General features: G+C 50.5%; 21 protein-coding genes and 2 other annotated features. All 21 genes read right to left on the reverse strand.

Annotated features, from left to right (window positions below; genetic code table 11):
- Positions 1–2: 2 nt before the first annotated feature.
- Complete coding sequence (gene rpsL / locus EVJ21_RS14615; RefSeq protein WP_012727683.1) at positions 3–425, reverse strand: 30S ribosomal protein S12; 423 nt, start codon at positions 423–425, stop codon at positions 3–5.
- 288 nt (positions 426–713) lie between these two features.
- A complete protein-coding gene (gene rpoC / locus EVJ21_RS14620; RefSeq protein ID WP_070329248.1) occupies positions 714–4,313 on the reverse strand; it encodes a DNA-directed RNA polymerase subunit beta' in 3,600 nt (1,199 codons plus the stop codon).
- A gap of 22 nt (positions 4,314–4,335) precedes the next feature.
- Positions 4,336–7,884 carry a DNA-directed RNA polymerase subunit beta gene (gene rpoB, locus EVJ21_RS14625; protein WP_070329266.1) on the reverse strand — a complete coding sequence of 1,183 codons (3,549 nt, stop codon included), beginning with the start codon at positions 7,882–7,884 and terminating at the stop codon, positions 4,336–4,338.
- Positions 7,885–8,077: 193 nt separating this feature from the next.
- Positions 8,078–8,674, reverse strand: a complete 597-nt coding sequence (locus tag EVJ21_RS14630) for a class I SAM-dependent methyltransferase (RefSeq protein WP_131490780.1) — start codon at positions 8,672–8,674, stop codon at positions 8,078–8,080.
- 85 nt (positions 8,675–8,759) lie between these two features.
- Positions 8,760–9,125, reverse strand: coding sequence for a 50S ribosomal protein L7/L12 (rplL, locus tag EVJ21_RS14635; protein WP_070329250.1), 366 nt, complete (start codon positions 9,123–9,125; stop codon positions 8,760–8,762).
- 54 nt (positions 9,126–9,179) lie between these two features.
- Positions 9,180–9,686 carry a 50S ribosomal protein L10 gene (gene rplJ, locus EVJ21_RS14640; RefSeq protein WP_070329251.1) on the reverse strand — a complete coding sequence of 169 codons (507 nt, stop codon included), beginning with the start codon at positions 9,684–9,686 and terminating at the stop codon, positions 9,180–9,182.
- Positions 9,687–9,731: 45 nt separating this feature from the next.
- Positions 9,732–9,885, reverse strand: a sequence feature (ribosomal protein L10 leader region).
- A gap of 59 nt (positions 9,886–9,944) precedes the next feature.
- Entirely contained in the window at positions 9,945–10,631 is a 687-nt protein-coding gene (rplA, locus tag EVJ21_RS14645; protein ID WP_083274148.1) for a 50S ribosomal protein L1, read from the reverse strand.
- Between the two features lie 98 nt (positions 10,632–10,729).
- Positions 10,730–11,155, reverse strand: a complete 426-nt coding sequence (gene rplK, locus EVJ21_RS14650) for a 50S ribosomal protein L11 (RefSeq protein ID WP_070329252.1) — start codon at positions 11,153–11,155, stop codon at positions 10,730–10,732.
- A gap of 148 nt (positions 11,156–11,303) precedes the next feature.
- A complete protein-coding gene (gene nusG, locus EVJ21_RS14655) occupies positions 11,304–11,855 on the reverse strand; it encodes a transcription termination/antitermination protein NusG (RefSeq protein ID WP_016508920.1) in 552 nt (183 codons plus the stop codon).
- A gap of 17 nt (positions 11,856–11,872) precedes the next feature.
- Complete coding sequence (gene secE / locus EVJ21_RS14660; protein WP_012727692.1) at positions 11,873–12,043, reverse strand: preprotein translocase subunit SecE; 171 nt, start codon at positions 12,041–12,043, stop codon at positions 11,873–11,875.
- Between the two features lie 34 nt (positions 12,044–12,077).
- A complete protein-coding gene (rpmG, locus tag EVJ21_RS14665; RefSeq protein WP_083274150.1) occupies positions 12,078–12,224 on the reverse strand; it encodes a 50S ribosomal protein L33 in 147 nt (48 codons plus the stop codon).
- Between the two features lie 127 nt (positions 12,225–12,351).
- Complete coding sequence (gene sigH / locus EVJ21_RS14670; protein WP_070329253.1) at positions 12,352–12,993, reverse strand: RNA polymerase sporulation sigma factor SigH; 642 nt, start codon at positions 12,991–12,993, stop codon at positions 12,352–12,354.
- 202 nt (positions 12,994–13,195) lie between these two features.
- Complete coding sequence (locus EVJ21_RS14675) at positions 13,196–13,744, reverse strand: YacP-like NYN domain-containing protein (RefSeq protein ID WP_070329254.1); 549 nt, start codon at positions 13,742–13,744, stop codon at positions 13,196–13,198.
- Complete coding sequence (gene rlmB / locus EVJ21_RS14680) at positions 13,741–14,478, reverse strand: 23S rRNA (guanosine(2251)-2'-O)-methyltransferase RlmB (RefSeq protein WP_035386115.1); 738 nt, start codon at positions 14,476–14,478, stop codon at positions 13,741–13,743. Before rlmB ends, EVJ21_RS14675 begins: the two co-directional genes overlap by 4 nt.
- 121 nt (positions 14,479–14,599) lie before the next feature.
- The gene (locus EVJ21_RS14685) at positions 14,600–15,004 is read right to left on the reverse strand and encodes a Mini-ribonuclease 3 (RefSeq protein WP_035386102.1); all 405 of its coding nucleotides are present in this window, start codon (positions 15,002–15,004) and stop codon (positions 14,600–14,602) included.
- Positions 15,001–16,398, reverse strand: coding sequence for a cysteine--tRNA ligase (gene cysS / locus EVJ21_RS14690; protein ID WP_131466496.1), 1,398 nt, complete (start codon positions 16,396–16,398; stop codon positions 15,001–15,003). The genes EVJ21_RS14685 and cysS overlap by 4 nt, the downstream gene beginning before the upstream one ends.
- Positions 16,367–17,056, reverse strand: a complete 690-nt coding sequence (gene cysE / locus EVJ21_RS14695) for a serine O-acetyltransferase (RefSeq protein WP_131466498.1) — start codon at positions 17,054–17,056, stop codon at positions 16,367–16,369. Before cysE ends, cysS begins: the two co-directional genes overlap by 32 nt.
- 49 nt (positions 17,057–17,105) lie before the next feature.
- Positions 17,106–17,309 (reverse strand) — a binding site (T-box leader).
- Positions 17,306–18,763: a glutamate--tRNA ligase gene (gene gltX, locus EVJ21_RS14700; protein WP_201739246.1), complete on the reverse strand. Its 1,458-nt coding sequence runs from the start codon at positions 18,761–18,763 to the stop codon at positions 17,306–17,308. Its footprint overlaps the feature before it by 4 nt.
- 45 nt (positions 18,764–18,808) lie before the next feature.
- Entirely contained in the window at positions 18,809–19,282 is a 474-nt protein-coding gene (ispF, locus tag EVJ21_RS14705; RefSeq protein WP_131466502.1) for a 2-C-methyl-D-erythritol 2,4-cyclodiphosphate synthase, read from the reverse strand.
- A complete protein-coding gene (gene ispD, locus EVJ21_RS14710; RefSeq protein ID WP_201739024.1) occupies positions 19,279–19,959 on the reverse strand; it encodes a 2-C-methyl-D-erythritol 4-phosphate cytidylyltransferase in 681 nt (226 codons plus the stop codon). The genes ispF and ispD overlap by 4 nt, the downstream gene beginning before the upstream one ends.
- A gap of 56 nt (positions 19,960–20,015) precedes the next feature.
- Positions 20,016–21,080: a PIN/TRAM domain-containing protein gene (locus tag EVJ21_RS14715; protein ID WP_070329260.1), complete on the reverse strand. Its 1,065-nt coding sequence runs from the start codon at positions 21,078–21,080 to the stop codon at positions 20,016–20,018.
- Between the last annotated feature and the right edge of the window lie 6 nt (positions 21,081–21,086).

The following is a 21,086-nucleotide window of genomic DNA, read 5'->3' on the forward strand; positions in this document are numbered from 1 at the left end:
AATTACTTCTTCGCAGCTTTCGGACGTTTCGTACCGTATTTAGAACGGCCTTGCATACGTCCGTCCACACCTGCAGTGTCAAGTGCACCACGAACGATGTGGTAACGTACTCCTGGTAAGTCTTTTACACGTCCTCCGCGGATAAGAACAACGCTGTGCTCTTGAAGGTTGTGGCCAATACCTGGAATGTACGCAGTCACTTCGATTTGGTTAGTCAAACGAACACGGGCATACTTACGTAAAGCCGAGTTCGGTTTCTTCGGAGTCATTGTACCAACACGTGTACAAACACCACGTTTTTGTGGTGAGCTCACGTTTGTTTGTGACTTGATGAAACTGTTGTAACCTTTGTTAAGTGCTGGAGAGTCAGATTTAACGACTTTCGATTTGCGTCCTTTACGGACTAACTGGTTGATAGTAGGCATCTTTGAAGATCCTCCCTTCCTGAATTATGCTATTTTCTAGACCCACCGACCCGGGTGGTTCATTTAAGGTCATAACGAAACGCTTTTACGAGGCGTAGGCATTCCATGACCTCGCAAAAACGTGAGTTATACCTTGAAAGTGGCAATAATAGCAGCCAAACCTTTCCGTAGAAAGATCGGTTAACGTCCAAGTAGCTTGCCGACTGCTGGACACCATTGTCATCGACAACAACCGATTGGCGGCACTAAATCATAGTAGCACCGCCAAAGAGTGCTGTCAAGACGTTTTTACTCGACGTTCGCGTCTTCGAGGACGGCTTTCGACGCATCTTCTTTAAGTTTAACGTCACGGTATACCGGCATCCCTGTACCAGCTGGCACGAGTTTACCGATGATGACGTTCTCTTTGAGTCCGAGAAGATAGTCGCGTTTGCCTTTGATGGCAGCGTCTGTCAACACGCGAGTCGTTTCTTGGAACGAAGCGGCCGAGAGGAACGAATCTGTCTCAAGCGACGCTTTCGTGATTCCGAGAAGGACCGGTTTCGCCGTTGCTGGGCTCTTACCTACGCGAAGTACGTCTTTACACGCTTCTTTGAAGACGCCGATATCGACGAGTGAACCAGGGAGAAGTGGCGTGTCACCTGACTCGATGACTTTGACGCGACGAAGCATTTGGCGAACCATGACTTCGACGTGTTTGTCGCCGATTTCTACCCCTTGCATCCGGTATACTTTTTGAACTTCTTGAAGAAGATAGTTTTGGACACCAGACACACCACGGACGGTGAGCAATTCTTTCGGATCGATCGAACCTTCCGTGAAGACTTCCCCGGCATCTACCGTGTCGCCGATCTGAACGCGTAAACGCGCTCCGAACGGAATCGTGTACGTACGAGTCTCACTGAGTCCTTCGACCGTGAGTTCCCGCTTGTCACGCGACTCGGTAAAGTCGATGACCGTACCAGGAATTTCCGAGATGACCGCTTGCCCTTTCGGGTTACGAGCCTCGAATACCTCTTGGATACGTGGAAGACCTTGCGTGATATCATCTCCGGCTACCCCACCTGTGTGGAAGGTACGCATTGTAAGCTGCGTTCCTGGCTCACCGATTGATTGCGCGGCGATGATTCCGACTGCTTCGCCAACTTCAACGTTCGAGCCGGTCGCCAAGTTGCGGCCGTAGCACTTCTTACATACGCCGTGTGACGTGTTACATGTGAAGGCTGTACGGATTTCAACTCGTTCGATACCAGCGTCGACGATGTCGCGGGCGATATCTTCTGTGATCAATTGGTTCTTCTCAATCATGACTTCACCCGTTTCCGGATGTGCCACTGTCTCGAACGCTGTACGGCCGACGAGGCGGTCATACAAGTTTTCGATTTCTTCCGTGCCTTCGCGGAGAGCGGCAACGCGGATTCCGCGGTCCGTTCCACAATCTTCTTCACGGATGATGACATCTTGGGCAACGTCGACGAGACGACGCGTCAAGTAACCTGAGTCAGCCGTTTTAAGGGCTGTATCGGCAAGACCTTTACGCGCACCGTGCGTCGAGATGAAGTATTCTTGAACCGTCAGTCCCTCACGGAACGACGATTTGATTGGAAGTTCGATGATGCGGCCAGATGGAGCGGCCATCAAACCACGCATCCCTGCGAGCTGCGTGAAGTTGGACGCGTTACCACGGGCACCTGAGTCAGACATCATGAAGATCGGGTTCAAGCGGTTGAGGGATTTCATCAATCGCGATTGAATCTCGTCCTTCGCTTCGTTCCAAGAGCGTACAACGCGCTCGTAACGCTCATCTTCAGTGATGAGACCACGACGGAACGACTTCATGATTTGGTCGACTTGAGTTTGCGCTTCATCAAGGATTTCTTGTTTGTCCGGAAGAACGATGATATCGGCGATTCCGACCGTCACACCCGCTTTAGTCGAGTGTTTGAAGCCGAGATCTTTCATCCGGTCAAGCATGCGGCTCGTTTCAGTCGTTTCAAACTTCTGGAACACTTCCGCGATGACTTTACCAAGGAATCCTTTTTTGAACGGTTCGATGAGTGGACGTGCGGCAATTTCTTCCGCGACGTTGGCACCTTTTTCGATGAAGTACTTATCAGGCGTTGCTTCCTGCAAGTTTTCCATCGTCGGTTCGTTCAAGTATGGGAACGTGTTCGGCAAGATCTCGTTAAAGATCATCTTACCGACTGTCGTGATTAACATTTTCTCATTTTGCTCCGCTGTGAACGTCGGGTTGTTGAGCGTACGTGCTGGAAGGGCGACACGTGTATGCAAGTGGACGTATCCATTTTGATACGCGATGAGCGCTTCGTTGACGTTCGACAAAATTTTCCCTTGTCCGATGGCATCGTCGCGTTCAAGCGAGATGTAGTAGTTACCGAGGACCATATCCTGCGATGGTGTAACAACTGGTTTACCATCTTTCGGGTTCAAGATGTTCTGTGCAGCGAGCATGAGGAGACGAGCTTCTGCTTGCGCTTCGGCTGAAAGTGGTACGTGGACCGCCATTTGGTCACCATCAAAGTCGGCGTTGTAAGCCGTACATACGAGTGGGTGTAGACGAATCGCACGGCCCTCGACGAGAATCGGTTCGAAAGCTTGAATCCCTAGACGGTGAAGTGTAGGGGCACGGTTCAAGAGAACCGGATGCTCACGAATGACTTCTTCGAGGACGCCCCAGATTTCTGGTTGCATCTTCTCAATTTTGCGTTTGGCGTTCTTGATGTTCGACGCGATTCCGCGACCGACAAGTTCTTTCATCACGAACGGTTTGAAGAGTTCAAGGGCCATCTCTTTCGGGAGACCACATTGGAACATCTTCAAGTTCGGTCCAACGACGATAACCGAACGTCCTGAGTAGTCGACCCGTTTACCAAGAAGGTTTTGACGGAAACGACCTTGTTTCCCTTTCAACATATGTGAAAGCGACTTAAGTGGACGGTTACCTGGACCTGTTACCGGACGACCACGACGACCGTTGTCGATGAGGGCGTCAACCGCTTCTTGAAGCATACGCTTCTCGTTTTGCACGATGATGTTCGGCGCGCCGAGATCGAGCAAACGTTTGAGACGGTTGTTACGGTTGATGACTCGACGATATAAATCGTTCAAGTCAGAAGTCGCAAAGCGCCCACCGTCGAGCTGCACCATCGGGCGAAGCTCAGGTGGAATGACAGGAAGTACTTCGAGGATCATCCAATCTGGATCATTCCCCGACGTGAAGAACGCATCGAGCACTTCAAGACGTTTGATCGCACGTGTACGACGTTGGCCTTGAACTGTCTTCAATTCTTCGCGGAGTTCTCCGACTTCCTTCTCGAGTTGTACGTCTTGAAGGAGTGTCCGGATCGCTTCCGCACCCATGTCTGCTTTAAAGTCACTACCGTACTTCTCACGGTAGAGACGGAATTCTTTTTCCGAGAGAAGTTGTTTCTTCTCGAGCGGAGTGTCACCTGGTTCTGTCACGACGTACGACGCGAAGTAGATTACTTCTTCGAGCGCACGCGGTGACATATCGAGAACAAGCCCCATTCGACTTGGAATCCCTTTGAAGTACCAGATGTGCGAAACCGGAGCCGCGAGCTCGATGTGGCCCATACGTTCGCGACGCACTTTCGCTTTCGTCACTTCAACGCCACAGCGGTCACAAATGACTCCTTTATATCGGATTCGTTTGTATTTCCCGCAGTAACATTCCCAGTCTTTCGTAGGACCGAAGATTCGTTCACAGAACAGTCCGTCCTTCTCTGGTTTGAGTGTACGATAGTTGATTGTTTCCGGCTTTTTGACTTCCCCGTAAGACCACGAACGGATCTTTTCGGGTGAAGCCAAGCCGATTTTCATATATTCAAATCGATTAACATCTACCAAGGGGCCGACCTCCCTTTTCGCCTTATTCCTCTTCCGTAACAGTCGGTTGAACGACTTGTTCTAACGCCGATGTTGCGTTCGGGATGTTGTCGTCATCTTCATCTTTCATTTCAACTTCTTCGTCGTCCACAGACATCATCTTGACTTCCATACCGAGCGCTTGAAGCTCTTTGATCAAGACGCGGAACGATTCAGGAACGCCCGCTTTCGGAACGCTCTCGCCTTTCACGATTGCTTCGTATGCTTTCACACGACCAACCGTGTCATCCGACTTGATTGTAAGGATTTCTTGGAGCGTGTAGGCTGCGCCGTACGCTTCAAGTGCCCAAACTTCCATCTCACCGAAGCGCTGTCCACCGAACTGTGCTTTACCACCGAGCGGTTGTTGCGTAACGAGCGAGTATGGTCCTGTCGAACGAGCGTGAAGTTTATCATCAACCATGTGCGCAAGTTTGATCATATACATGACACCGACCGAGACGCGGTTATCGAACGGTTCACCAGTACGACCGTCATAGAGACGAGTCTTGGCATCTTTGTCCATTCCAGCTTCTTCAATCGTTGCCCATACGTCTTCTTCACGTGCGCCATCGAATACAGGTGTCGCCACTTTGATGCCGAGCTTTTTAGCCGCCATTCCAAGGTGGAGTTCAAGTACCTGACCGATGTTCATCCGCGATGGTACACCGAGTGGGTTAAGCATGATGTCAATCGGTGTGCCGTCTGGCATATATGGCATGTCTTCTTCAGGGAGGATCCGCGAGATAACACCTTTGTTACCGTGACGTCCCGCCATCTTATCCCCTTCGTGAATCTTACGTTTTTGAACGATGTAGACACGAACCATTTGGTTCACACCTGGTGAAAGTTCGTCGCCGTTCTCACGGTCGAACACCTTGACGTCCAAGATGATGCCGTCGCCGCCGTTTGGTACACGGAGTGACGTATCACGGACTTCACGGGCTTTCTCACCGAAGATCGCATGCAAGAGACGCTCTTCCGCCGTCAGTTCAGTTACACCTTTAGGCGTGACTTTCCCGACGAGGATATCGCCATCTTTCACTTCCGCACCAATGCGGATGATCCCACGATCGTCCAAGTTGCGAAGCGCGTCATCACCGACGTTCGGAATATCACGTGTGATTTCCTCAGGTCCGAGTTTCGTGTCTCGTGACTCTGACTCATACTCCTCGATGTGAATCGAAGTGTAGACGTCATCTTTCACGAGGCGCTCACTCATGATGATCGCATCCTCATAGTTGTAACCGTCCCAAGTCATGAAGGCGACAACGACGTTACGACCGAGCGCGAGCTCACCCATATCCATCGATGGACCGTCAGCAAGGATTTCTCCTTTTTCGACTTGGTCACCAGCAGCGATGATCGGCTTTTGGTTATAGCACGTTCCTTGGTTCGAACGAACGTACTTTTGAAGTTTGTAGCGGTCAAGGTCACCTGAAACCGTTGTTCCGTTCACGTCAGACGTGCGGCGGACCAAAATTTCACGCGCTGTGACACGCTCGACGACACCTGGGTATTTCGCGATAATCGCGGCCCCAGAGTCTTTCGCTGACACGTACTCCATACCAGTACCGATAATCGGCGAGTCCGGTTGAAGGAGTGGTACAGCTTGACGTTGCATGTTCGCTCCCATGAGGGCACGGTTCGAGTCATCGTTCTCAAGGAACGGGATACATGCTGTTGCCGCAGAAACAACCTGTTTCGGCGAAACGTCCATGTAGTCGACTCGACTTGGCTCAACTGACAAGTTTTGTCCGCGGAAGCGGCAAAGGACTTGCTCGTTTGCAAAGTAACTGTCTTCAGTGAGCGGCATGTTCGCCTGGGCGACGACGTAGAGATCTTCTTCATCCGCCGTCATATATTGAATCTCGCTCGTGACGAGACCTGTTTCTGGGTCGACTCGGCGGTACGGTGTCTCAATGAAACCGTACTCGTTTACTTTCGCAAAAGATGAAAGCGAGTTGATGAGACCGATGTTCGGTCCTTCAGGTGTTTCGATTGGACACATCCGACCGTAGTGCGAATAGTGAACATCTCGAACTTCGAAGCCGGCACGCTCACGTGTCAAACCACCCGGTCCGAGTGCAGAGAGACGACGCTTGTGCGTGAGCTCTGCGAGCGGGTTTGTTTGGTCCATGAACTGTGACAACTGCGAGCTACCGAAGAACTCTTTCAGCGATGCGATTACCGGGCGGATGTTAATCAGCGCCTGTGGTGTGATCGCATTTTGATCTTGAATCGACATCCGTTCTTTTACGACACGTTCCATACGAGAAAGACCGATACGGAATTGGTTTTGGAGAAGTTCTCCGACTGAACGAAGACGACGGTTTCCTAAGTGGTCGATGTCATCTGTTGTTCCGACTTCGTGAAGTAAGTTGAAGAAGTAGTTGATCGATGCAATGATATCCGCTGGTGTGACGTGCTTGATGCTACGGTCGATGTTGCCATTACCGATAATGTTCAAGACACGCTCTCCATCCGGGTCATCCGGTGAGATGACTTTAATCGATTGGAGACCAAACGGCTCACCTTCAGCAACGCCGCCAGTTGGCTCAGCGTCCATGTAACCGAGACCGTTTTCCAAATGCGGAAGGACGCGGTCTAAGTTGCGACGGTCGAGGATTGTTCCAGCTTCGGCGATCACTTCGCCTGTCTCTGGGTCAACGAGCGTCTCGGCCAATTTCTGACCGAAGAGACGGTTTTTAAGATGAAGTTTTTTGTTCATCTTATAACGACCAACGTTTGCGAGGTCGTAGCGTTTCGGGTCAAAGAAACGTGAGACGAGAAGTGATTTCGCGTTTTCAACCGTTGGTGGTTCACCAGGGCGGAGACGCTCGTAAATCTCGATCAACGCTTTCTCTGTCGACTCGGTATTATCTTTTTCAAGGGTGTTCCGAAGATATTCATCATCCCCGAGAAGGTCGATAATTTCTTGGTCCGTACCAAATCCGAGAGCACGCAACAACACCGTTACCGGGATCTTACGGGTACGGTCGATACGAACATAAACGATATCCTTAGCATCTGTCTCAAGTTCGAGCCATGCTCCACGGTTCGGGATGACTGTTGCACCGAAACCACGTTTACCGTTTTTATCGAGTTTAGAATTGTAATAGACGCTCGGCGAACGAACAAGCTGGGAAACGATGACGCGTTCTGCGCCGTTAATAATAAACGTTCCCGACTCTGTCATAATCGGGAAATCACCCATGAATACTTCTTGTTCTTTAAGCTCACCTGTCTCTTTGTTTTGCAGACGTACTTTCACGCGCAATGGCGCAGAATAAGTGACGTCGCGCTCCTTCGAGTCATCAATCGAATATTTCGGCTCGCTAAGCGAGTAATCGATGAACTCAAGCACGAGGTTTCCAGTGAAGTCGGAGATTGGCGAAATGTCGGTAAACATCTCTTTCAATCCTTCACGTAAGAACCACTCATAAGAAGCAGTTTGAATTTCAATCAAATTCGGAAGCTCTAATACCTCACTGATACGGGCAAAGCTTCTTCTCTGACGGTGACGACCGTACTGAACAAGTTGACCAGTCAACTGATTCACCTCTCAGACCCCCAATTCTCTATCGAATTTTTCGGGCGTAATAATCGAACATTGTCATTGAATGTCGCCCTTTTTCCGCGTCTAAAAAGCGGCAAACGCGGCAATTCAAGGCGAATTCCATTCCAATGGCATTTTATAATGTTAGCATATACGTTATAGCGAGTCAACAAGACTCAACCGTTTGTCAAGAGCGAATTGCCCGGAAAATAAAATAGCCTTTGTCTTTGGCAACCGTCTCGACCTGACCGAACACATCTTCAAGCAACTTCTTAGCAGAAGGTGCTCCTTGTTTCTTTTGAATGACGACGTAGAGTGCCCCGCCCATGACGAGATGCGCGTGCGCATCTCTTAAAATCGTGTGAACCACTTGCTTCCCGGCCCGAATCGGCGGATTGGTCACGATAGCGGCAAATTGCTCGCCTCCGACTCCATCATATGCGTGGCTAAGCCGTGTTTCGATCGTCACCCCGTTTTGGGCGGCGTTTTGCTCTGACAAGGCAAGCGCTCGTTCGTTCACGTCGACGAGAAGCGCTTCACGCCCAGAGGCGTCGGCAAGCGAGATCCCCATCGGACCGTAGCCGCAGCCTACATCTAAAATGCGACCTTCAACTTCCGGCACTTCAAATGACTCGATTAAGAGACGTGACCCAAAATCGACCGATCCTTTCGAGAACACGCCGCGGTCCGAGGTGAAGCGATACATCTTCCCTCGCAACTCATACGTCCACGTCTCAGGGGCACTTTTCGAACTCGGATTGTTCGTATAGTAATGATCTCCCATGCATTGAACCTCCTAACCCACTCTTCAAGGAAATAAAAGAAGCTCGCCATAGCGAGCTTCTATACGTTGTGAAGTAAAAGTTAGATTACTTAACTTCGACAGATGCGCCAGCTTCTTCAAGCTTAGCTTTAACTGCGTCTGCATCTTCTTTAGAAACGCCTTCTTTGACTGGAGCCGGAGTTCCGTCAACGAGTGCTTTTGCTTCTTTAAGACCGAGGCCAGTAAGTTCACGTACTGCTTTGATTACGTTGATTTTACCAGAACCTGCGCTTGTGAGGATTACGTCGAATTCAGTTTGCTCTTCAGCTACTGCTGCGCCTGCACCTGCTGCTGCTACTGGAGCTGCTGCTGATACGCCGAATTCTTCTTCGATTGTTTTTACGAGTTCGTTAAGTTCGAGAACCGTCATTGATTTGAGGTCTTCGATGAATTGCTCTTTGTTGAAAGCCATTATGGTTTTCCTCCTTTGATGTTGTAAAAAGTTTTTTACGCTACGCGACAAAGATTAAGCAGACTGCTCTTCTTTTTGTTCTGCGATTGCGTTTGTTGCGATTGCGAGCCCGCGGATCGGAGCTTGAAGGACGCTGAGAAGCATCGAGAGAAGACCATCGCGTGATGGAAGTTCTGCAAGGGCTTTAACTTCTTCGAGTGAAGTTACTTTGCCTTCGATGATTCCGCCTTTAAGTTCGAGCGCTTTGTGCTCTTTTGAGAAGTCGTTCAAGATCTTCGCTGGAGCAATAACGTCTTCTTTCGAGAACGCGATTGCAGTAGGACCTGTGAAGACTTCATCGAGACCGTCATAACCAGACTGAGTCGCCGCGCGACGAAGGAGACCGTTTTTGTATACTTTGAACTCGATTCCAGCGTCACGAAGTGTTTTACGGAGTGTAGTCACTTCTTCAACTGTAAGTCCACGGTAGTCAACAACGATCGTTCCAACGCTTGCTTGCATTTTCTCAGCGATTTCATCAACGAGTACCGATTTCTGAGCTACGATTTTTTCGCTTGCCATGTTTGTGCACCTCCTAGTCAATTCTTATACCGGACGAGAGGCTGCTCTCCAAAAAGAAATCCCTCGTATGAAGACATACGAGGGCGTAATTGTTTGAAAGTAAACCTGTGACAACAGGCTCAAGTTCGAGCAAAGACACCTCGGAAGGGTTTACGGACCGATGTCCACCTTCTGTCTGCGGTAATCCAACATATTCGGTTGAACGTGTTTTACTTTAACAGCGGCATCACACGTTGTCAACAGTTTATTTCAAGTGAATTACTTGATGAAATCGGCAGTTGCGACACGGATACCAGGACCCATTGTCGAAGAAAGCGCGATGTTTTTGAGGTAAGTTCCTTTTGCAGTAGCAGGCTTAACTTTCATGAGTGTCTCAAGGATAGTCTCGATGTTCTCAGAGAGTTTTGTTGCTTCAAATGACTTCTTACCAACTGGTACGTGGATGTTACCGGCTTTATCAACACGGTACTCGACTTTACCAGCTTTGATGTCCGCGATTGCTTTCGCAACGTCGAACGTGACTGTGCCTGTTTTCGGGTTAGGCATGAGGCCTTTTGGTCCGAGAACGCGACCGAGTTTACCAACTTCACCCATCATGTCAGGTGTCGCAACGATAACATCGAAGTCGAACCATCCTTGTTGGATTTTAGTGATGTACTCAGCGTCGCCGACGAAGTCAGCGCCAGCCGCTTCAGCTTCTTTAACTTTTTCGCCTTTTGCAAAGACGAGAACTTTTTGTGTTTTACCAGTACCGTGTGGAAGTACAACGGCACCGCGGATTTGTTGGTCCGCTTTCTTCGGATCTACGCCGAGACGGACAGCAATTTCGATTGTTTCATCGAACTTAGCTGTTGCAGTTTTTTGAACGAGTTCAACCGCTTCTGCGAGGTCGTAAGACTTCGTGCGATCAACAAGCTTAGCTGCTTCTTGGTGTTTTTTACCCATGATTCTTTTCCTCCTTGTGGTTAGCGGAATTTCCTCCCACATAATGAAGGGATTGAAGGTGAGCAAAATATGCACCGACAATCCCAGAGACTAATAAATTAGTCTTCGATTACAATACCCATACTGCGCGCAGTACCTTCAACCATAAGCATCGCTGTTTCTACAGACGCTGCGTTAAGGTCAGGCATTTTAAGTTCAGCGATTTCGCGAACTTTATCACGCTTAACCGTTGCTACTTTCTTACGGTTCGGTTCTCCTGAACCGCTCTCGATACCAGCAGCTTTTTTCAAAAGAACTGCAGCTGGTGGAGTTTTCGTAATGAATGTAAACGAACGATCTTCGTATACCGTAATGACTACAGGAATAATCAATCCGGCTTGGTCTTGTGTACGAGCGTTGAACTCTTTACAGAATCCCATGATGTTAACACCTGCTTGACCAAGTGCTGGACCAACTGGTGGTGCTGGGTTAGCTTTACCAGCAGGGATTTGAAGTTTAACGAGTTTAGTAACTTTTTTCGCCACGAGACACACCTCCTTAAGTCTAAAATGTGGTTTCTTGGACGTTGTGCGCCCTCCCACTCAATCTATTAGGTCGAGTTTGTACTGAAATATAGCACAACATCAAACATTTCCGATTGTACCATCCGTTTCCGAGAATGGCAAGTGGGTTTTAGTTAATTTTCTGAACTTGTTCGAAATCAAGCTCAATTTTTGTTTCGCGGCCGAACATGTCGACGACGACTTTGAGCTTCTCTTTGTCAGTTTCGATCTCATCAATCGTACCTTCAAAGTTCTCGAACGCGCCTTCTTTGACACGTACGAGATCGCCAAGCTCATAGTTATAACGGTCTTTCTTCTCGATCAGACCCATCTGCGAAAGGACGTTCGTCACTTCGTCAGGCTGGAGCGGGATCGGCTTGGCGCCGCCCCCGGTTGATCCGAGGAAGCCCGTTACGTTTGGCGTGTTACGAACAACATACCATGAATCGTCTGTCATAATCATCTCGACGAAGACGTATCCAGGGAAGTTTTTCACTTCACGCTCTTTAATTTTCTTTTCGCCACTCTTCAACGTGACTTCTTCTTGCGTTGTTTCGGTCGGAACGAGGACGCGGAAAATTTTATCTTCCATGTTCATCGAACCGATTCGACGTTCTAGGTTTTCTTTGACATTGTTCTCAAAGCCAGAGTACGTCTGGACAACAAACCATTGTTTCTCCACGGCTTTCACCTCTTTCCTTAGTTAATCAATAGGTTGACGAGATAACTGACACCAGTATCTACGCCGAACACGAACAGGCCGATCACGACGACCGTCGCGATGACTGTGATGGTATATTTTGTGAGCTCTTTACGAGTCGGCCAACTCGTCTTCTTTAACTCTTTCCATACATCGCGCAAAAAGTTCATGGTAGCTTCCTCCTACGTTGAATGCCAATCTACGTTACTTTGATTCTCGATGTGTTGTGTGCGCATTGCAACGACGGCAGAACTTGTTCAGCTCGAGCCGCGTCTGCACATCATCTTTCTTGGTCGTCGAGTAAACTCTTGACCCGCAATCCGCGCACTCGAGACTTACTTTCTTTGCCATCCATAAGCGCCCCTTTCGACAGCTCCATATTAAAAAAGAGCGAAAAAAAAACGCCTCCTGTAAATGGCGTCTACGGACAAGGCGCTGCCTTAAAAGTATCACATAGGAGGCGTGCGGTCAATACGAGTTAACTCGTCAGCATTTTAACGTCAACATGCCGCTCGAATTTTTTCTTCACGCGCTGCAAGGCGTTATCGATCGACTTCACGTGACGGTCAAGGTCGTCAGAGATTTCTTGATACGAACGGCCATCCAAATAAAGACGAAGCACTTTTCGTTCCAAGTCACTGAGGAGCTCATCCATCTTCTCTTCCATGAACAGTTGTTCTTCCCGCGTGACGAGCAAGTCTTGCGGGTCGTTCGGATGCGGGGGCAAAATCACGTCGAGCAACGTCCGGTCAGACTCATCGTCAAAGATCGGCTTGTCGAGCGAGACGTATGAGTTGAGCGGAATATGCTTCTGACGCGTCGCCGTCTTAATCGCCGTGATCATCTGACGGGTGATACACATCTCGGCAAAACTCTTAAACGACGCGAGGCGTTCATCCCGATAGTCACGCACGCCTTTATACAGACCGATCATTCCCTCTTGGACGATATCCTCGTGGTCGGCGCCGATTAAAAAGTAAGACCGCGCCTTCGCCCGCACGAAGTAACGGTAACGTTCAATCAAAAACTCGAGCGCATCACTATCCCCTTCATTCCGCGCTAGAGAGACGAGCTCTTCGTCTGACATCGTTTCAAACTGCTCGTATGGCCATCCGTTCATGTTTCATACCCCCCGGCTATTGATAATGAACTATGTAAGTTAGTGCTCTTATTATAGGCGTCATACAAAACGACCGTCAAATAAATTTCAAAAAATTCCGTCAATTAGATATGGTGTAACTTATACAACTAATAGTATACAACATTTCTTTCCAAAAAAATGTCAAATTAAAAACAAAAAACGAGTCCATTGTATGAACTCGTCAGTGAGAATCCTCACCGTTCGACTTACGGCGCCGCATTTCTTCAAAACGGGCCATGACGTCAGGCGGGATATCGATTGTTTTTCGATTGGACCGGTCGCTCGCGAGCGTCTGACGCTCTTGCTCAATCGCCACTTTCGCTTGCTTCCAATCCTTTAATAGTTCGGTCGCCGGGACACGGAGGGCACCTTGACCGAAGATGACCCATTGCTCGGTAAAGTCGTTTGTGGCGACGAATAACGTCACTAAACGATCGTCCACGAGTTCATGGGCCCGCCTTTCGATCCACTCATCCGCCGTTTCGTTCTCCTTCGTATAGACGACCTCTACCCGGCTCCGCTTCTGGATCGACTCGCGCCCATAGCGCATGTGGGCATCAAAGACGACCGTCACCATGCGGCCTGTAGCGGCCTGATACTCGGCCATCGCTTCAATCAAGTCATTTCGAGCTTGATCGAAGTCGATGTCCCGCAGTTTTCGAAGATGCGGCCACGCCCCAATGATGTTATAGCCATCGACGAGGAGTAATTCTCGCTTTTTCAGGCTCATGATAACGGATTACGAGAGCGATGCACCTCATACAGAAGAAGTGCGGCCGCGACCGAAGCGTTGAGCGACGTGACATGACCGACCATCGGCATATGGACGAGGAAGTCACACGCCTCGCGCACGAGACGGCCCATCCCTTTCCCTTCGCTGCCGATGACGACGACAAGTGGCATGTTCCCATCGAGCCGACGATAGTCTTGACTCTCACTCGCGTCAGTTCCGACGATCCACATCCCTTTTTCTTTCAATTCTTCGAGCGTCCGCGTCAAGTTCGTGACACGCGCGACCGGGATATATTCAATTGCTCCCGTCGAGGCTTTCGCGACGGTTTGCGTCAAGCCGACCGAGCGCCGTTTCGGAATGATGACTCCATGGGCGCCGACCGCGTCAGCTGTCCGTAAAATCGATCCCAAGTTGTGCGGGTCCTCTAGCTCATCGAGCAAAATAAAGAGCGGTGTCTCCCCTTTAGACTCGGCAAGCGCGAACATATCGTCAAGCGTCTTATACTCGTAAGCCGCAACGGCCGCGACGACGCCTTGATGGTGTTCACTGCCCGCCATCTTTTCAAGCTTCGTCTTCGGGACGAACGAGATCTGTACCGAGGCCTCATTGGCCATGCCGATAATTTGGGCGAGCGGCCCTTTGTGCTGCCCTTCCATGATAAAGACTTTATTCATATCCCGTCCGCTCCGAAGCGCCTCGATTACTGGATTACGTCCATATAAGAAATCGATGCCTTCTTCAAGGACGTCAACTTCTTGATAGTCCGGGCGTTCCGGCTTTTGACGGTGCGGACGGTCGCCCCGTTCGCCTCTTGGACGGTCGAACGAACGCTTGTCGTTCGCTCGTCCTCCGTCATGTCGTTTCGGGTTGCTCGGTTTCGAGCCATGTGAGTGCCTGTTCGATGAGTTCTTCAAGACGATCCCTTCTTTCTATTAGATATGTGTAGCCGATCAATGCCTCAAAAGCTGTCGAGTAGCGGTACGTGTGGACGTCGGTGCGTTTCGGGATCGACCCTGATTTCGCATTTTTACCGCGCCGGACGATCGCTGTCTCGTCCTCGCTCAAGATACCCGTCTCTAACCAGTGGGTGACGACGCTCGCTTGCGCGGTTGCGTTCACGTAACGGACGGCCCCGCGATGGAGGTCGTTCGGTCGCGTCAACCCTTTGCCGAGCAGTCGTTTTCGTACCGCCATCTCATACACTGCGTCGCCCATATAAGCGAGGGCGAGCGCGTTTAGTTGATTCGCATTCGTCATGACCGTTTCCACCGTACGCCTTGCGCCGTATCTTCGAGCTGGATGTTCTGTTGTTTCAACAAGTCACGGATTTCGTCGGCACGGGCAAAGTTACGCTCTGCTCGGGCCGTATTCCGCTCGAGAATTAACTGATCGATCTCGGCGTCGAGTAGTTCTGTTTCCACTTCAATCGTCAACCCGAGCACGCCCGTCAATTCCTTGAACAAGTCGAGCACTTGCTCGAGCGTATCTTTCGAGACATGGTCTGCTTTGGCGTAGATGTTTGCCTCTTTTGCTAAATCAAACAATACTGTCACGGCGTTCGCCGTGTTGATATCATCATCCATCGCTTCGATAAATGCTGCTTTCACCGTCGCAAGTTTTCGCTCCATCGCCTCGCTCGGTTCAACGAGACCGGCCGTGACCGACAGACGGTGTTCGACGTTATGGTACGCTTCCTTGATCCGGTCCCATCCGTTCGCGGCCTGATTGATCAGCTCGCGGCTATAGTTGATCGGATGACGGTAGTGGACCGATAACATGAAGAAACGGAGCACCATCGCGTCGACTTCTTTTAACGCCTCGTGGACGAGCAGGAAATTCCCGAGTGATTTCGACATCTTCTCGTTCTCGATGTTGATGAAGCCGTTGTGGAGCCAGTAGTTCGCAAACTTCGTATGGTTGCACGCCTCAGACTGCGCAATCTCATTCTCGTGGTGCGGGAATTTGAGGTCATGCCCGCCTGCGTGAATGTCGATCGTTTTGCCGAGGTGCTTCTTCGCCATCGCCGAGCATTCGATATGCCAGCCGGGGCGTCCTTGTCCCCAAGGGCTGTCCCAAGCCGGCTCATCTGGTTTAGCCGCTTTCCAGAGCACGAAGTCGAGCGGGTCTTCCTTCTTCTCCCCGACGTCGACACGTGACCCGGCCCGAAGGTCTTCGATCGACTGTTGGCTGAGCTTGCCATACTCTTCAAACTTACGCGTCCGGAAATAGACATCGCCTTCTGACGCGTAGGCGTAGCCTTCATCCTCTAAGTTACGGATAAAGTCGATGATTTCCTCCATCGTGTCGGTGACACGTGGATGCACGTCCGCTGGCAAGACGTTCAACGCACCCGTATCCGCCAAATAAGCGTCGATATAGCGGTTCGTCAGCGTTGCGACATCTTCACCGAGCTCATTCGCCGTACGGATGATCTTATCATCCACATCGGTAAAGTTGAGGACGTACTTCACGTCGTAGCCTCGGTATGTCAAATAGCGGCGTACCGTGTCGAATGCGATGGCCGGACGGGCGTTTCCGACGTGAATATAATTATAGACGGTCGGTCCGCATACGTACATGGACACTTTCCCAGGAACGATCGGGTTGAACGGTTCTTTCTTATTCGTGAGGCTGTTGTAAAACTGAATCATGTGACTTCTCCTCCATCTGTTTCTCGAGTGATGCTAACTGACGTTGCAGATCGGCTACAGCGTTCTCTAACCGCTCTTGGCATTCACGATCCGGGTCCGGTAAGCGATGGTCGAGGTCGTGCTGTTTGACCCGCTCCCCGTTGCGGATGACGACACGTCCAGGGATTCCGACGACGGTCGAGTCTGACGGGACATCTTTTAAGACGACCGAACTGGCCCCGATTTTGACGCAATCGCCTATCGTGATATTACCGAGCACTTTCGCGCCGGCCGAGATGAGCACATCGTTCCCGATGGTCGGATGCCGCTTCCCTTTTTCTTTGCCGGTTCCGCCGAGCGTCACGCCTTGATAGATGGTGACGTTATTGCCGATGATGGCCGTCTCCCCGATGACGATCCCGAATCCGTGGTCGATAAAGACACCTTCGCCGATGATGGCACCCGGATGAATCTCAATCCCGGTCACCCAGCGACTCGTCTGGGCAATCATTTTAGCCAATAGTTTAATATTGCGAGTCCACAACCCATGCGCGATCCGATGCGACCATAAGGCATGGAGGCCTGGATACGTCAATACGACTTCTGCTTTTGAGCGGGCAGCCGGATCGAGTTCGAGCACGTTCCGGATGTCGGCGCTCACACTTTTCCAAAATCCCATAATTGTTCTCCTTTTCCATATCAAAAACAAAGACGCCCCTGTGCCAAGGCACAGAGACGCCGTAAGCGCGGTTCCACTCTGTTTGGGAAAGTTCCCCTCTCAAGTCTCGTTAACGCCGAGTCGCGGTCCCGACTACATATCGCCGGAACGGCTCCGAGGTGCACTTCGACGGGGGACGCTTCTAGAACTTCCAGCCTAGGTTCTAGTCTCTGACAAGTGTCAACCCGCTTACTTTCCTCATCGTTGCCTTTAAGCTAATAATGTTGTGAGACGTGCCAACACACGCTCTTTGCCAATCAGCGCAATCGCGTTTGGAAGTTCTGGTCCATGTGTTTGTCCGGTCGTGGCGACACGGATTGGCATGAACAAGTTCTTTCCTTTTTGCCCAGTCGCTTTTTGAGTGGCCTTCGTAGCCGCTTTGACAGCTTCCGGTGTGAAGTCTTCGATCGCCTCGAGCTGCGTTTTGAACTCGGCGAGTACAGCCGGCACCGCTTCACCGGCAAGCACCGCGTTCGCCGCCTCGTCATACTCGACCTCGTCTTTAAAGAACAAGTCTGTCAACGGTACAATTTCGGCACCGTGTGTCATTTGTTCTTTATAAAGAGCGATGAGCGCTGTGGCCCAGTCCGCCTCTTCCATTGACAAGGCAACAGGCAATCGTCCTGCTTCTTGTAAGAATGGTAAACTGAGTGCCACCACTTCGTCAAGCGAAGCCTGCTTCATGTAGACACTGTTGATCCAAGCGAGCTTATGCTGGTCGAATACGGCCGGACTCTTCGATAGACGGCCCGCGTCGAACATGTCGATAAACGCTTCTTTCGTGAAGATTTCCTCTTCACCGACTGGAGACCAACCGAGAAGCGAGATGAAGTTGAAGAGCGCACCAGGGAGATATCCGAGGTCTGCATATTGTTCGATGAACTGGATGATCGACTCATCACGTTTCGAGAGCTTCTTATGGTTCTCGTTATAGATCAATGTCATGTGACCGAACGTCGGATACTCCCATCCGAGTGCATCGTATACCATCATCTGTTTCGGTGTGTTCGCGATATGGTCATCCCCGCGCAACACGTGGCTGATTTTCATCAAGTAGTCATCGACGACGACGGCAAAGTTGTACGTCGGGATCCCGTCTTGCTTGACGATGACCCAGTCTCCGAAGTCTTTCGACTCGAACGAAACGTCGCCTTTGACAACGTCTATCCATTTGTACGTAACCTGTTCTGGCACTCGAATCCGAATCGACGGCTTCCGTCCTTCGGCTTCGAACGCCGAGCGCTCAGCGTCGCTCAAGTCGCGATGTGCTCCCGAGTAGCGTGGTGCTTCACCGCGTGCGATCTGTGCCTCGCGCTCCGCTTCGAGTTCTTCTGACGTCATGTAGCATTTATAAGCGAGCCCTTTGTCCATCAACTCGTTCACGTATTTGTTGTAGATGTCGAGTCGTTCCATTTGGAAATATGGACCGTAATCGCCATCGCGACCCGGACCTTCATCCCACTCGATACCGAGCCATTCCAAGTACTTCATCTGACTTTCGACACCGTTCTCGACGTTTCGTTTTTGATCCGTGTCCTCGATCCGAAGAATCATTTTCCCGCCTGCGTGGCGAGCATATAAATAGTTAAATAGCGCGGTCCGGGCGTTCCCGATATGAAGGTGACCCGTCGGACTTGGCGCATAGCGTACACGCACTTCACTCATAATATTTCCACCTTTCTTCTCTTCTGCCCAAATAGTATACCACTTTTTTCAAGCACGGTTGAGCAAGATGACCGCCTGGGCGGCGATTCCTTCTTCACGTCCCGTGAAACCTAACCGTTCCGTCGTCGTCGCTTTCACGTTCACTTGGCTAATATCAGCTTCAAGCAGTTCGGCGATGACCGCGCGCATGTCATCGATATACGTCCGGAGCTTCGGCCGTTCCGCCATAACAGTCGCGTCTACGTTGCCGAGCACATACCCTTCTGCCTTGACGAGTTGCCATACGTGTTGGAGCAACACTTTCGAGTCTGCATCTTTAAACTCGGGATCCGTATCCGGGAAGTGTTTGCCGATATCCCCTGCCGCGATGGCACCGAGCGCCGCATCTGCGATGGTGTGAAGTAACACGTCGGCATCCGAGTGTCCAAGCAAACCGCGGTCGTGGGGAATCTCGATCCCTCCTAATATAAGCGGGCGCCCTTCTGCGAACGCATGTACATCAAAACCTTGTCCGATTCTCATCGATAGTCCTCCTTCGTCAAGATCGCTTCCCCGAACAACAAATCCTCGGGGGTCGTCATTTTTATGTTGTGATAGTCACCTGGAATGACGGTGACTTCTTTACCTGACCACTCGAACAAGCTCGCATCATCAGTCCCGATGAATTGGGATGATTCTGCCTGGTCATGAATCGCCCGGATGTCAGCCACAGGAAACGCTTGCGGTGTCTGAGCGAGCCAAAGCGTCTCACGGGGAACAGTTTGCGTAATCGTCCCCGCGGTCACTTGTTTCACCGTATCTTTCACAGGAACGGCTAAAATGGCCCCTTTCGTCTGAGCCGCTTCCGCTACTTGATGCAACTGACTGATTCGAACGAACGGCCGGGCCCCGTCATGGATCAACACAACTCCGTCCGTGTCGATTGTCTGTAAACCGGCTCGAACGCTCTGTTGCCGTTCTTCCCCTCCTGCCACGTACGTAATCGGCGTCGGGACGTGACGTAACTCATGCGCGAACCAGGCTTCTTCTTCCGGACGAATCGCCAGAACAATCTGTTCACACCATGTGTCTCTCGCAAACGCCTCGACGGTCCAGACGATGATCGGTTTTCCTTGGAGCGACAACATCAACTTATTCTCATCGGCTCCCATACGTTTGCCTTTCCCGGCAGCCGGGATGACGACCGTGTAACGTACCATCACGTTCACCTCTCTTCGTGAAAAAAGAGAGCGCTGATGCGTCTCTTTTTCCATACTTATTCAGGGCGAGCAAAAATCATTCGGCCCGCGGATGTTTGGAGTACGCTCGTCACGACGACAGGGAGCGTCTTCGAGATGAGCTTGCGTCCGCCTTCGACGACGACCATCGTCCCGTCTTCGAGGTAAGCGACCCCTTGGTTCTGTTCTTTCCCTTCTTTGATGACCGTCACGACCATCTCTTCTCCGGGAATGACGATCTGTTTGACCGAGTTGGCCAAATCATTAATGTTGAGCACCGGTACGTTTCGGACTTCACACACTTTATTCAAGTTGTAATCGTTCGTCACGACGATGCCTTTTTTTAACTCGGCGAGCTTGATCAATTTAATATCGACTTCGGCCACGTCTTCAAAGTCACCATCGTAAATCTCGACCTCGATTCGATCGTTGTTTTGGAGCTCTTTTAAAATATCCAGACCGCGTCGGCCTCGATTCCGTTTAAGCGTATCCGACGAGTCGGCGATGTACTGCAACTCTCCGATGACGAACTGAGGAACGATGAGTGTCCCTTCGATGAATCCGGTCTTCGAAATATCGGCGATCCGACCATCGATGATTACGCTTGTATCTAATATTTTATCGTTAGAGCGGCGTAATGGTTCCGCTTCCGGCTTGTCCCGTTCACTTTTCACGAACAACTTGATCCATTCGTTCCGCTTCCGGTAACCAACGGCAAATCCAAAGTAACCGAACAGGGCAGTCACAAAAATCGGTACAATCTTACTGAGTAAGAAGATGCCTGTGACCTCAAGCGATACACTGATCAAAAAGGCAATCAATAAACCGATGATCAATCCGATCGAGCCGAATAAAATATCGCCGACCGGTAAACGGACGAGCCGTTCTTCGACAAAACGGATAAATTTGACGATCACATCGGTCAAAAATAAACTGAGAATGAAGAAGATAAGTCCACCAATCAAACTAGCAACGTAAGGAATCGTCAACCATGCCGGCACGCTGACACCGAGGTCATCAAGAAGCACCATCGCTTCGATCATGCCAAACCATCCGACGACGAGTCCAATCAAAATAAATCCGAGTCGCACTGCAATCTTCACTCATTC

The sequence above is a fragment of the Exiguobacterium sp. SH0S2 genome, assembly GCF_004337185.1.
Taxonomy (GTDB): domain Bacteria; phylum Bacillota; class Bacilli; order Exiguobacteriales; family Exiguobacteriaceae; genus Exiguobacterium; species Exiguobacterium aurantiacum_A.

What these genes read in the sequence shown, in the direction of transcription:
- rpmG (WP_083274150.1), bottom strand. Translation starts at nt 12,224, where the DNA reads ATGGCAAAGAAAGTAAGTCTCGAGTGCGCGGATTGCGGGTCAAGAGTT.
- cysS (WP_131466496.1), bottom strand. Translation starts at nt 16,398, where the DNA reads ATGATTCAGTTTTACAACAGCCTCACGAATAAGAAAGAACCGTTCAAC.
- rplA (WP_083274148.1), bottom strand. Translation starts at nt 10,631, where the DNA reads ATGGGTAAAAAACACCAAGAAGCAGCTAAGCTTGTTGATCGCACGAAG.
- EVJ21_RS14675 (WP_070329254.1), bottom strand. Translation starts at nt 13,744, where the DNA reads ATGAGCCTGAAAAAGCGAGAATTACTCCTCGTCGATGGCTATAACATC.
- EVJ21_RS14685 (WP_035386102.1), bottom strand. Translation starts at nt 15,004, where the DNA reads ATGACGAATGCGAATCAACTAAACGCGCTCGCCCTCGCTTATATGGGC.
- ispF (WP_131466502.1), bottom strand. Translation starts at nt 19,282, where the DNA reads ATGAGAATCGGACAAGGTTTTGATGTACATGCGTTCGCAGAAGGGCGC.
- EVJ21_RS14630 (WP_131490780.1), bottom strand. Translation starts at nt 8,674, where the DNA reads ATGGGAGATCATTACTATACGAACAATCCGAGTTCGAAAAGTGCCCCT.
- rplJ (WP_070329251.1), bottom strand. Translation starts at nt 9,686, where the DNA reads ATGGCAAGCGAAAAAATCGTAGCTCAGAAATCGGTACTCGTTGATGAA.
- ispD (WP_201739024.1), bottom strand. Translation starts at nt 19,959, where the DNA reads ATGGTACGTTACACGGTCGTCATCCCGGCTGCCGGGAAAGGCAAACGT.
- sigH (WP_070329253.1), bottom strand. Translation starts at nt 12,993, where the DNA reads ATGAACGGATGGCCATACGAGCAGTTTGAAACGATGTCAGACGAAGAG.
- rplL (WP_070329250.1), bottom strand. Translation starts at nt 9,125, where the DNA reads ATGGCTTTCAACAAAGAGCAATTCATCGAAGACCTCAAATCAATGACG.
- rpsL (WP_012727683.1), bottom strand. Translation starts at nt 425, where the DNA reads ATGCCTACTATCAACCAGTTAGTCCGTAAAGGACGCAAATCGAAAGTC.
- secE (WP_012727692.1), bottom strand. Translation starts at nt 12,043, where the DNA reads ATGAACTTTTTGCGCGATGTATGGAAAGAGTTAAAGAAGACGAGTTGG.
- cysE (WP_131466498.1), bottom strand. Translation starts at nt 17,056, where the DNA reads ATGGGATTTTGGAAAAGTGTGAGCGCCGACATCCGGAACGTGCTCGAA.